The 12,027-nt window shown below is 49.0% G+C and carries 8 protein-coding genes; 6 read left to right on the top strand and 2 right to left on the bottom strand.

Annotation, left to right across the window (positions count from 1 at the left end; all coding sequences use genetic code 11):
• Together gltB and ABYP73_RS06525 are read right to left on the bottom strand one after the other, a co-directional pair.
• Positions 1 to 4,391: glutamate synthase large subunit (gltB, locus tag ABYP73_RS06530; protein ID WP_372973807.1), on the bottom strand; the 4,391-nt coding region annotated here is incomplete at its 3' end.
• A gap of 225 nt (positions 4,392 to 4,616) precedes the next feature.
• Positions 4,617 to 5,759, bottom strand: coding sequence for an acyl-CoA dehydrogenase (locus ABYP73_RS06525; protein ID WP_372973806.1), 1,143 nt, complete (start codon positions 5,757 to 5,759; stop codon positions 4,617 to 4,619).
• 296 nt (positions 5,760 to 6,055) lie between these two features.
• On the opposite strand from ABYP73_RS06525, the gene ABYP73_RS06520 reads away from it, so the two are divergent.
• Genes ABYP73_RS06520 through ABYP73_RS06495 form a run of 6 tightly spaced genes read left to right on the top strand, consistent with a single transcriptional unit; the run spans position 6,056 to position 11,915 of the window.
• Positions 6,056 to 7,288 carry a Glu/Leu/Phe/Val dehydrogenase dimerization domain-containing protein gene (locus tag ABYP73_RS06520; RefSeq protein ID WP_372945143.1) on the top strand — a complete coding sequence of 411 codons (1,233 nt, stop codon included), beginning with the start codon at positions 6,056 to 6,058 and terminating at the stop codon, positions 7,286 to 7,288.
• Between the two features lie 12 nt (positions 7,289 to 7,300).
• Positions 7,301 to 8,665 (top strand): sodium:proton antiporter NhaD, encoded by a 1,365-nt coding sequence (nhaD, locus tag ABYP73_RS06515; RefSeq protein ID WP_372945142.1) that lies wholly within the window; start codon positions 7,301 to 7,303, stop codon positions 8,663 to 8,665.
• Positions 8,666 to 8,715: 50 nt separating this feature from the next.
• Complete coding sequence (locus ABYP73_RS06510; RefSeq protein ID WP_372945141.1) at positions 8,716 to 9,408, top strand: MotA/TolQ/ExbB proton channel family protein; 693 nt, start codon at positions 8,716 to 8,718, stop codon at positions 9,406 to 9,408.
• Between the two features lie 9 nt (positions 9,409 to 9,417).
• Positions 9,418 to 9,804 (top strand): ExbD/TolR family protein, encoded by a 387-nt coding sequence (locus ABYP73_RS06505; protein ID WP_372945140.1) that lies wholly within the window; start codon positions 9,418 to 9,420, stop codon positions 9,802 to 9,804.
• Entirely contained in the window at positions 9,804 to 10,700 is an 897-nt protein-coding gene (locus ABYP73_RS06500; protein WP_372973805.1) for an energy transducer TonB, read from the top strand. The genes ABYP73_RS06505 and ABYP73_RS06500 overlap by 1 nt, the downstream gene beginning before the upstream one ends.
• Positions 10,701 to 10,703: 3 nt before the next feature.
• Positions 10,704 to 11,915: a folylpolyglutamate synthase/dihydrofolate synthase family protein gene (locus ABYP73_RS06495; RefSeq protein ID WP_372973804.1), complete on the top strand. Its 1,212-nt coding sequence runs from the start codon at positions 10,704 to 10,706 to the stop codon at positions 11,913 to 11,915.
• Positions 11,916 to 12,027: the final 112 nt, after the last annotated feature.

Here is a 12,027-nt window from a genome sequence, read left to right as displayed (position 1 = left end):
GCAAGCGGACTAAAAGTTGCGTTATAGTGATTTTCAATCAGGGTCTTCAATTGCTGAATGTCCTTCTCTTCCTCAACGGCCAGCAGGTTCAAGGCTTCCTTGTTGCAGCGTTGTTCAAAGGTCTTGTTCTCATCCAGCACATATGCGATCCCGCCGCTCATTCCGGCTCCGAAGTTTCTGCCGACCTCCCCAAGGATTACGGCTACTCCGCCGGTCATATATTCACACCCATGGTCCCCAATGCCTTCCACAACGGCCGTGGCCCCGGAGTTCCTAACACAGAATCGTTCTCCTGCCTTACCGTTGATATAAGCCTCTCCGGAGGTAGCCCCGTAGAGTGTCACATTTCCGGTAATGATATTTTCCTCGGGCTTCAGGGTGGATTTTTCCGGGATCTTGACGATGATTTTGGCACCGGACAACCCTTTGCCGAGATAATCATTGGTATTCCCATTGACCACCATGGTGAGGCCTTTGGTCGCGAAGGCCCCAAAACTCTGCCCTGCAGACCCGGTGAAATTGAGTTTCAGCGTATTTTCAGGCAAGCCTTCAGCCCCGTATATCTTTGAGATCTCATTGCTGATGATGGCCCCGATTGCACGGTTCGTATTGTGGATCGCGAAATCCAGGCTGGTCTTTTCTTTCCGGAAAAGGGCCGGATGCGCCTGGGAAATGATTTCAAACTCAATCGAATCCTTCACGGTATGCTCCTGTTTGGTGGTGTTGTACAGTTTCGTGCCCTTGGGGACATCAATGGTGTGGAGGATGGGCGTGAGATCCAGGCCATTAGCCTTGTAATGATCAATAGCCTTGTTCCTGTTGAGTTTGTGCACCTGTCCTACCATTTCATCAATCGTCCTAAAGCCCAATTTCGCCATGATCTCCCTGAGTTCCTGGGCTACGAAATACATATAATTCACAACGTGTTCGGGCTTTCCTTCAAATTTCTTCCTCAGCTCCGGATTCTGGGTGGCGATACCTACAGGACAGGTATTCAAATGGCAGACCCGCATCATGATGCAGCCTGAAGCCACCAGGGGAGCAGTTGCAAATCCGAACTCCTCGGCTCCCAGCAGACAGGCCACAGCCACATCCCGTCCCGTTTTCAACTGCCCGTCGCATTCCAGTACAACGCGATTCCTCAGGTCGTTCATGACCAGGGTTTGCTGCGCTTCGGCTATTCCCAGTTCCCAGGGCAGTCCTGCGTGTTTCAGGGAGGTCAGGGGCGAAGCACCCGTTCCTCCGTCAAACCCGGAAATAAGGATCACATCGGCCTTGGCCTTGGCAACACCGGCTGCTACGGTTCCCACCCCTACTTCGGATACGAGCTTTACATTGATCCGCGCCTTTCGGTTGGCAGCCTTCAGGTCGTAGATCAGCTGAGACAGATCCTCTATGGAATAGATGTCGTGGTGGGGTGGTGGCGAGATGAGTCCCACATAAGGCGTGGAATTCCTCGTCTTGGCGATGAAAGGATTTACCTTCGGACCTGGTAATTGACCGCCTTCCCCCGGTTTGGCACCCTGTGCCATTTTGATCTGTATCTCCTGGGCATTGGTCAGGTAGTTGGAGGTAACCCCGAATCGACCCGAAGCCACTTGTTTGATGGCACTGTTGCGCCAGTCTCCCGTCTGATTCTTGTAAAAACGTTCAGCGTCTTCACCCCCTTCCCCGGAATTGCTTTTCCCGCCGATCCGGTTCATGGCCACAGCCAGATTCTCATGAGCTTCCTTGCTGATGGAACCGTATGACATGGCCCCGGTCTTAAAGCGCTTGACAATATTCGTCCAGGGCTCCACTTCCTCCAGGGGGATGGGATCGAAATTGGTAAATTCAAACAACCCCCTTATGGTCATCAGGTCTCTGGATTGTTCATTGACGATCTCAGCAAATTCTTTGTAGGTCTCGGGTTCATTGTTTCGGACCGACTTCTGGAGTTTTGCAATCGAAAGAGGATTGAACATATGTTTTTCTCCATCCCGCCTCCATCTGTACTCTCCTCCGATCTCCAGGTCGAGGTTGGCCGCTACATGAGTATGGGCAAAGGCCTTTTTATGTCTTTTAGAGATTTCTTTTTCGATCTGGTATAGGCCGATCCCCTGAATCCTCGTGGGTGTATTTGGGAAATATTTCTCCACCACCTGTGTATTCAGGCCGATGCATTCGAAGAGCTGGGAACCCCTGTACGAATTCAGCGTGGAGATCCCGATCTTGTTCATCACCTTCACGATGCCTTTCCCTATGGCCTTGTTGTAATTCTTAATAGCCTCGTCAAAGGTGTATTCGGTAATGTCATTTTCCTCGATCTGTTCCCCTATGATCTCGTTGACCAGGTAAGGGTTGATAGCACTGGCTCCAAATCCAAAGAGGAGGGCAAAATGGTGCACTTCCCGTGGTTCTGCAGATTCTATTATGATACTCAGCTTAGATCTTTTGCCCAATCGCTGTAATCCACTGTTGACGTAAGAACAAGCCAGAAGGGCCGGAATAGGTGCTTTTTGCCGGCTTACAAACCGGTCGGATAAGATGATGATATTCGCCCCTTCATCGATCGCTTTAGAGGCCTGGTTCAGTAAAGAATCCAGGGCGTCCTCCAGGCCATTGTGACCCCGGTCCACTTCGTACAGCATAGGGATGGATACCACTTTGTAATCAGGGCTTGCGTCATAGTTTTTGATCTTGTCCAGGTCCTCCTTGGAGATGACTGGGTTCTGAATCTTGAGTTTTCGGCAATGGAGTTCCGTGATCTCAAAAATGTTCCTGTCTGTCCCCAGGGTAAGACTGATATCCGTGATGAGTTCCTCCCTGATCCCGTCAAGGGGAGGGTTGGTAACCTGGGCAAATAATTGTTTGAAGTAATTGTATATCAGCTGAGGCCTTTCAGACAGAACCGCAATGGGGGTGTCTGATCCCATAGATCCGATAGGTTCTTTTGCGTTCTTACCCATCGGCAGGATTATGGTGTTGATATCTTCCAGGGTGTACCCAAAAATGGCTTTCCTCTTCTCCACGGTCTCCTCCCCCAGGAACAGGGGGCAGTCATTGTAGGGAATGTCCCTCAGGTGGACCAGGTTGTCATTCAGCCACTTTCTGTATGGGTGCTTCTTTGCAATGGCCTCCTTTATTTCCGTATCATTTACGATCCGTCCTTCTTCCATATTGACCAGGAACATCCGCCCGGGTTCCAGACGGCCGTGTCTCTCAATATTTTCAGGAGCGATCTCCAGTACTCCGGTTTCGGAGGACATGATCACATACCCATCTTTCGTGACTGAATATCGGGAAGGCCGAAGTCCGTTCCTGTCGAGAAGTGCTCCTATGTAATTCCCATCTGTAAAAGGGATGGAAGCGGGTCCGTCCCAAGGCTCCATAAGGCATGAATTATACTCGTAAAAAGCCTTTTTGGTATCGGACATTTCCGTGTTTTTCTCCCATGCCTCGGGCACCAGCATCATCATTACCTCTGGTAAGGATCTGCCTGTCATCAATAGCAGTTCTACCACCATATCCATAGTGGCAGAGTCTGATTTACCCGGCAGGATGATTGGGAGTATTTTTTTGATCTCCGGTCCGAAAAGCGGACTTTCCATCAGGGCTTCCCTGGATCGCATCCGGGTGACATTACCTCGCAGCGTATTGATTTCCCCATTGTGGCACATATACCGGAAGGGTTGGGCCAAATCCCATGTAGGGAAGGTATTCGTGGAAAACCTCTGATGCACGAGCGCCAGGCGCGTGACCACCCGGGGGTCCATCAGGTCTTTGTAATATAACTTGATGTCCTGAGGCATCAGCAACCCCTTGAAGATGATTATTTTGGTAGACAGGCTCGGAACATAGAAAAACTTGGTCTCAGAAAGCTTTGAATCGATGATCCTGTGCTCTGTAACCTTCCTTGCGATGAACAGTTTCCTGTTGAAGGTTGCCGTATCCTGTTCTTCGTTTTCTTTGCCTACAAAGATCTGCTTCACATAAGGTTCAGTCTCTGAAGCTATCCTGCCCGGGATACCCTTGTTTACCGGTACATCCCTCCATCCCAGTAAACGGAGTCCCTGCCTGGCGATCTCTTCTTCCAGGACTTGCATACAAAATACCCTCTGGTTCTCCTTTTTGGGTAAAAAGACATTCCCGGCTGCATAATCCCCGGCTTCGGGTAAATCAAAGGAACATACCTCCGTAAAATACTGATGGGGTATATCGATCAGGATCCCTGCTCCGTCCCCGGTTTTCCCATCCGCACTGACAGCTCCTCTGTGCTCCAGCTTGTCAAGGATCTCCAGGGCCTTGTGGATGATCTCATTCGATTTTTTCCCTTTCAAGCTACAAATGAATCCCGCTCCGCAATTGTCATGCTCGAACTCGGGTAAATACAATCCTTGCTTCTTCAACATCACTTTAGTGTATTTGAACAAAAATATCAAAAACACTAGGAATCATTCTTGATTTAGCTCTATTCAGTAAAAGAAATGCATCGTTTTTAATATATTCTTAAAATAAAATCAATATGGAATTTTAACCCTTATTAAAATGCTATTTTGATAATGGGACCTGAACAAAAAAGACCCTGGAAACGGGTCTTTTTATATAGAATGGAGTTAATACCTGCTTGTGTCACATCAGTCCTTGAGAATACTCCTCGAAATCACGACCTTCTGTATCTCCGAGGTTCCTTCATAGATCTGAGTGATCTTGGCGTCCCTCATCATTCTTTCCACATGATAGTCCTTGACAAAACCATTTCCTCCGTGGATCTGTACAGCCTCAACCGTCGTTTCCATAGCTACCTGGGAAGCGTATAGTTTGGCCATGGCCCCAGACAGGTCATAATTCCTGTGCTGGTCTTTGTCTACAGCAGCTTTGTACACCAGCATGCGGGCAGCGTCGATTTGCGTATGCATATCGGCCAGCTTAAAGGCTATGGCCTGATGATTCATGATCTCTGTACCGAAAGCCTTCCTTTCTTTGGAGTATTTTTTAGCCAATTCATAGGCCCCTGCAGCAATCCCAAGGGCCTGGGCTGCGATCCCTATCCTTCCTCCTGCCAGGGTTTTCATGGCGAACTTAAAACCAAATCCATCCTCCCCAATCCGGTTCTCCTTGGGCACTTTCACATCGTTGAAATTCAGGGAGTGCGTATCGCTTCCGCGGATACCCAACTTATTCTCTTTCGGGCCGATCTCAAATCCCTTCATGCCTTTTTCCACAATCAGGGCATTGATGCCTTTGTGTTTTTTGGCAGGATCGGTTTGTGCCATTACCAGGTACACATCGGCAGTTCCTCCGTTTGTGATCCAGTTCTTGGTCCCATTGAGTATATAATGATCCCCTTTGTCAATAGCAGTGGTTTTCTGGGAAGTGGCATCACTGCCGGCTTCCGGTTCAGAAAGGCAAAAGGCTCCAATAATCTCCCCAGTGGCCAGCCTTGTCAGGTATTTCTGCTTCTGTTCTTCTGTTCCGTAGGTCTCAAGGCCCCAGCACACCAGGGAGTTATTTACCGAAACAATGACGGAAGCAGATGCATCCACCTTAGACAATTCTTCCATGACCAGGACATACGAAAGCGTTTCGAGACCGCTGCCCCCGTATTTTGGGTCGACCATCATCCCCATAAACCCAAGTTCACCCATCATCTTTACCTGAGTGGCAGGGAATTTTTGCTCTTCATCCCTTTCAATTACTCCCGGCAATAATTCCTGCTGGGCAAAATCCCGTGCAGCCTGTTGGATCATCAGTTGCTCTTCCGTAAGTGTAAAATCCATCGCGTTTATAGTATTGTTAAAAAAGGCTCCCAAATATACGGCTTGATTGGATATTATTCAATGATTATATGATCGATTTGAGAATATCATAATCATATTTTTTAGTCACATCCCTATAGATGAAATGGAAATCCTTTCATACCCGGTCAATATTTTTATATTTGTTCCCAGGGTTTTAACACGCTTGATTCGCATGGTAATTATGAGACAGCACTAGCTTTAAATACAGGCGGTCCTGTGTTATGGGACAAAACTATTCTTAAGTAAACGAACTCATAATCAAATCCTGATTTTTAATGAAAGACCTTTTAAAGCAGTACGAGGATAGAGCCCCGGAAATCGTTTTTAACTGGAAGGATCCGGAAACGGAGGCCGAGGGCTGGGCGGTGATCAATTCTCTTCGGGGAGGTGCCGCAGGCGGAGGAACGCGAATGAGGGAAGGCCTTGACATGAATGAAGTCCTCTCCCTGGCAAAGACCATGGAGGTGAAATTCACGGTATCCGGACCTCCAATAGGCGGAGCCAAATCCGGTATCAATTTCAACCCGAACGATCCCAGGAAAAGGGGAGTGCTGGAACGCTGGTACAGGGCGGTCTCCCCATTGCTCAAAAGTTATTACGGCACAGGGGGTGATCTCAATGTAGATGAGATCCACGAGGTGATCCCGATCACTGAAGACGCGGGTGTCTGGCACCCTCAGGAGGGGGTGTTCAACGGACACTTTAAACCCACCGAAGCCGATAAGATCAACCGCATAGGCCAGCTGAGACTGGGGGTCATCAAGGTGCTGGAAAGTTCGGCATACTCCCCGGACACCAGTAAGAAATACACGGTAGCCGACATGATCACCGGGTACGGGGTTGCTGAGGCGGTCCGGCATTATTACGATATTTACGGGGGTTCCGTGATCGGTAAAAAGGCGATTGTACAGGGATTTGGGAATGTAGGCGCTGCTGCGGCCTTCTACCTGGCTCAAATGGGAGCACGGGTTGTGGGCATTATCGACCGTGTCGGTGGGGTCATCAAGGAAGATGGATTCTCATTTGATGAGATCAAGTCCTTTTTCCTTCACAAAAAGGGAAATACCCTCATCGCCGATGCGGACAGGATGATCCCATTTACGGAAATGAATGAACGGATATGGAGCTTGCAGACGGAGATCTTTGCGCCGTGTGCGGCTTCTCGGCTCATAACCAAAGACCAGATCACCCAGATGATCGACAGCGGTTTGGAAGTGATCTCCTGCGGGGCCAATGTTCCCTTTGCCGATAAGGAGATCTTTTTCGGGCCCATCATGGAATACACAGACGAGAAGGTGAGCCTGATCCCTGACTTTATATCCAACTGTGGTATGGCCCGTGTTTTTGCCTTTTTTATGGAAGGCAGGGTTGCGATGGAAGACGAATTGATATTTAAGGATACCTCTGATGTGATCAGAAAGGCAATTTTGAATATCTTTAAGCAAAATCATACCAAGACTAACTTAAGCAAAACGGCATTTGAAATTGCACTTAAACAACTCTTGTAAAATCTAACCAATATGGAAACCATTATCATCATTGTCTTTTTGGCCGGTTACCTGGCTATTACCCTGGAGCATAACCTGAAAATCGATAAGTTGATCCCGGCCCTGGCTATGATGGCAATCCTTTGGGCGTTGATCGCCCTGACCCATATGCCGGTTTTTGAGGTCAATGCGGAACTCAAGGAGCTGGAACCTTCCCATCTGGATGAGATGCTCCTGCACCACCTGGGGAAGACTGCTGAGATCCTGGTATTCCTCCTGGGTGCCATGACGATTGTGGAGATCATCGATTACTTCGATGGCTTTGCTACCATTAAAGGCTATATCCGCACCAAGAAGAAATCCAAATTATTGTGGCTTTTTTCCATCCTTGCCTTTATTCTTTCCGCGATCATAGACAATCTTACTGCGACCATTGTACTGGTCACCATATTACAGAAAGTGATCAAGGACAGGGAGATCAGACTCTGGTTTGCCGGTATGATCGTGATTGCCGCCAATGCAGGGGGTGCCTGGTCTCCTATCGGGGACGTAACGACCACCATGCTCTGGATCGCCAATAAGGTGTCTGCATGGCAACTCATCGAACACGTCTTTATCCCTTCCGTGATGTGTATGGTAGTGCCTGTTCTTTTTGCATTGCGCTACGAGGTTTTTAAAGGGGAATTGGATATGGACCTGGAAAAAAAAGAGGTCCCAAAATCTCCCTATGGAGGGACTATGTTATACCTGGGATTGGGGTCCATCGTATTCGTTCCCTTTTTCAAAACGATCACGCATCTGCCTCCCTACGTTGGGATGATGCTGTCCCTGGCTATCGTGGCGACTTTTGCCGAGATCTACAGCAATGCCAAATTCAGTATCTCAACGGTGGACTTTGATGAAGAAAAACACGACCATCACAGCCCTGTACATACCTCCCTATCCAAGATAGAATTGCCCAGTATTTTATTCTTCCTGGGAATCCTTTTGGCAGTGGCTGCCCTGGAATCGCTCGGGATGCTTTTTGAATTCGCAGAATCCCTGGATCAATACATGCCGATGCTGGGAACGGAAGCCGTCGCAGGCACGGTTTCAGATCTGGTCATATTGATTCTGGGAGTTGGTTCGGCCATTATCGATAATGTTCCCCTGGTAGCTGCCAGTATTGGAATGTTCTCTGTTCCTATTGATGATCCCGTCTGGCACTTTATCGCCTACTCTGCCGGAACCGGTGGAAGTATGCTCATTATTGGTTCCGCCGCCGGTGTTGTGGCCATGGGAATGGAGAAGATCGACTTCTTCTGGTATCTCCGTAAGATCGCCTGGCTTGCCCTGGTCGGATTCCTGGCAGGAGCGGTCACATTTATTCTCATTAGAAATTTACTGTTGAACGCATAATTAAATAGACAGAACTCCGTTATAGGGGCAAAATAATTAAGGGAACTTCTATGATTCTATTTCAAGATCTGGCTGATGAGGCCCAGGTTGGGGAGATAATATCCGAAGAAAAGACACTTTCCGTCATCGATCTGATCCTCAGTGGGGGAACGGGAAGCATCGTGATCATCTCCGTACTTTTCGCCATGCTGGCCGTGGCTCTGTACATTTACTTTGAGCGGTTACTGGCTATCAAGGCCGCATCGACTATCGATAAAAACTTTATGAACCAGATACGGGACCACGTGATGAACGGTAAACTCGATGCCGCCAAGATCCTGTGTGCCCAGACCGATTCCCCGGTTGCCCGTTTGACGGAAAAAGGGGTGTCCAGAATTGGAAAACCGCTGGATGATATCAACGCAGCTATAGAGAATGCCGGAACACTCGAGGTTTACAAACTTGAAAAAAATGTAAATATCCTTGCGACCGTGGCTGGAGCCGCTCCTATGATCGGATTCCTGGGTACGGTGATCGGGATGATCCTGGCCTTTCACCAAATGGCGAGCAGCGGAGGACAGGCCGAAATGGGAGCCCTTGCCTCCGGTATCTATACGGCCATGACTACCACCGTAGCCGGATTGGTAGTGGGGATCATCGCCTATGTGGGATACAACCACCTCGTCAACAGAACAGACAAGGTCATCCATAAGATGGAGGCCCATGCGGTGGAATTCCTCGACCTCCTTAATGAACCCGTATAAGACGGACCTATGAAACTGAAAAGAGGAAATAAGATCAGTCCGGAATTCAGCATGTCCTCCATGACGGACATCGTTTTTCTGCTGCTGATCTTCTTTATGCTGACGGCCAACTCTCCCAACGCCCTGGACCTGTTATTGCCCAAGGCCCGAGGGAAGTCGACCAACACCCAGAACGTCTCGGTTTCCATCAACAGGGACCTGGAGTACTTTGTGAACAATCAGCAGATCAACGGAACCTATATTGAAATTGAATTAAAAAAAGCGCTGGAAGGGAAAGAGAACCCCACTATTATTCTCAGGGCAGAGGAAAGCGTGGCCATCAAAGAGGCCGTAAACGTCATGGACATTGCCAACAGGAATAATTACAAGGTGATCCTCGCAGTGCGACCCAACTGATGGCGTTGCTGGATACGAGACACAAAAAGAAATCATTCTCGCTCACGGTCTTTCTGTTGAGCGCCCTCGTCCTGTTGCTTTTTTATATCGGCCTTACCTATATGGACCCGCCCATTGAAAATGGGATCACCGTAAACTTTGGAAGCATGGAATTCGGTTCCGGAAGGGAACAGCCCCAGGAATTGCTCAGACCCAAACAGGAGGAGACCCCCCAGCCGGTGGAAACCGAAAAAACTGCAGCCGAACCTGAGGAAGTAGACGAAACACCTGAAGACACCTCCCCGGATAAGGAAGCTGAAAACCTCCTCACCCAGGAAAGGGAGGAGGCCATCAGGATACAGAAGGAGAATGAGGCAAAGCGCAAAGCTGAGGAGGCTGCGAGAAAACTCAAAGAAGAAGCGGAAAGGGCCGAACGAGAAAGGCAGGCTGCCATTGAGAGAGCGCGACAGGAGGAGGAAGCCAAGAAAAGAAAGCTGGACGCCCTCATGGGAGGAATCAACAATGCCGATGGTACCGCCCAGGGCAATGAAGGCGATGATGCCCTGCCGGGCGATAAAGGTCAGCCCGATGGAGACCCTTATGCGAACAGCTATTACGGCAGTCCCGGATCGGGAAGCGGCACAGGGGGATATGGTCTCAAAGGCAGGTCTTTGGCCAGCAGGGGCAAGGAAGAGCAGAATTGCAACGAAGAAGGCCGGGTGGTGGTCAGGATCGTGGTGGACCAGAATGGACGGGTGATCGAAGCTACCCCGGGAGTCAAAGGAACGACCAATAATCATCCCTGTCTCCTTGATCCTGCCAGGAAAACAGCATTTCTGCATCGCTGGAATCCGGATTCGAAAGCACCGGCACAGCAGATTGGCTTTGTGGTCGTCAACTTTAAATTAGGGGAATAGTACATGACCTACCGGGAAACCTTGGATTGGATGTTCGCCCAGCTTCCCATGTACCAGCAAAAAGGAGCTTCGGCTTACAATGGTAAACTCCAGGGGATTCAGGAATTCTCTACCCATCTGGGGGATCCCCATCTCACCTTCAAAAGCATACATGTAGCGGGGACCAATGGCAAAGGTTCCTGCAGCCATATGCTGGCCTCCATACTTCAGGAGGCCGGTTATAAAACCGGTCTGTACACCTCTCCCCACCTCCGAGATTTCAGGGAGCGGATCAGGATCAACGGGCAGAAGATCCCGGAAGAGGAGGTTATGGAATTCATCGGCGGGAATAAGCCCTATATCCAGAAAAAACGCATGTCCTTTTTCGAGATGACCGTGGCCATGGCGTTTGATTATTTCTCCAAAGAAGGAGTGGATATCGCCGTGATCGAAGTTGGGCTTGGCGGACGGCTGGATTCTACAAACATTATAAATCCTGAGGTATCTCTGATAACCAACATCGGGATGGACCACACGGACCTGCTGGGGGATACCATGGAAAAGATCGCCTATGAAAAAGCTGGTATCATCAAGCCTTATACCCCGGTGGTGGTCAGCGAAAGACAATATGTGACCTGGGAAGTATTCACCGCTGTGGCCCAACAGCAGCGGGCACCGATCATCTTTGCCGAAGATGTGATTTCCGAAACCTACCCTACGTCTCTTCTTGGGTCATACCAGTACAGGAATATCAAAGGAGTCTTGGCTGTGATCAACGCCCTTAAGGATTTTACGATCTCAGAAGAACATATCCGTTGTGGATTGATGAGAGTTGTAGAGAACACCGGACTCCTGGGGCGATGGCAGATCCTTTCCGAAAGTCCGAAAATCATTGCAGATACGGCTCACAACAGTGAAGGATTGACCCTGGTAATGGAACAACTCCGAAAAGAGAAATATGAATCCCTTTGGTTCATACTGGGTTTTGTGCAGGAAAAGAACCTGGACCAGATCCTTCCCCTGTTTCCAAAGAATGCCAAATACCTCTTCTGTAAACCGGATATTCAGAGGGGGTTGTCTGCCGAAAAACTTGCTGAAAAAGCCGTGGAATTCGGCTTAAAAGGTGAGGTTTTTTCCTCGGTAAATAAAGCCCTTGAATCAGCTGAGGAACGGGCGGGAAAGGACGATCTCATCTTTGTGGGGGGCAGTAATTTTACGGTCGCTGAAGTGGTGTGATTTTTTCTTTTTTTTGTTTTGGGTAACAAAAAACTATCCTATATTTGCACTCCCTTTCGGGCTCTTAGCTCAGTTGGTTCAGAGCACCTGCCTTACAAGCAGGGGGTCACTG

It is taken from the genome of Muriicola sp. (genome assembly GCF_041567615.1).
Lineage (GTDB): Bacteria > Bacteroidota > Bacteroidia > Flavobacteriales > Flavobacteriaceae > Muriicola.
This window is presented reverse-complemented; position numbering and strand designations above follow the sequence as displayed.

What these genes read in the sequence shown, in the direction of transcription:
- ABYP73_RS06525 (WP_372973806.1), bottom strand. Translation starts at nt 5,759, where the DNA reads ATGGATTTTACACTTACGGAAGAGCAACTGATGATCCAACAGGCTGCA.
- ABYP73_RS06520 (WP_372945143.1), top strand. Translation starts at nt 6,056, where the DNA reads ATGAAAGACCTTTTAAAGCAGTACGAGGATAGAGCCCCGGAAATCGTT.
- nhaD (WP_372945142.1), top strand. Translation starts at nt 7,301, where the DNA reads ATGGAAACCATTATCATCATTGTCTTTTTGGCCGGTTACCTGGCTATT.
- ABYP73_RS06510 (WP_372945141.1), top strand. Translation starts at nt 8,716, where the DNA reads ATGATTCTATTTCAAGATCTGGCTGATGAGGCCCAGGTTGGGGAGATA.
- ABYP73_RS06505 (WP_372945140.1), top strand. Translation starts at nt 9,418, where the DNA reads ATGAAACTGAAAAGAGGAAATAAGATCAGTCCGGAATTCAGCATGTCC.
- ABYP73_RS06500 (WP_372973805.1), top strand. Translation starts at nt 9,804, where the DNA reads ATGGCGTTGCTGGATACGAGACACAAAAAGAAATCATTCTCGCTCACG.
- ABYP73_RS06495 (WP_372973804.1), top strand. Translation starts at nt 10,704, where the DNA reads ATGACCTACCGGGAAACCTTGGATTGGATGTTCGCCCAGCTTCCCATG.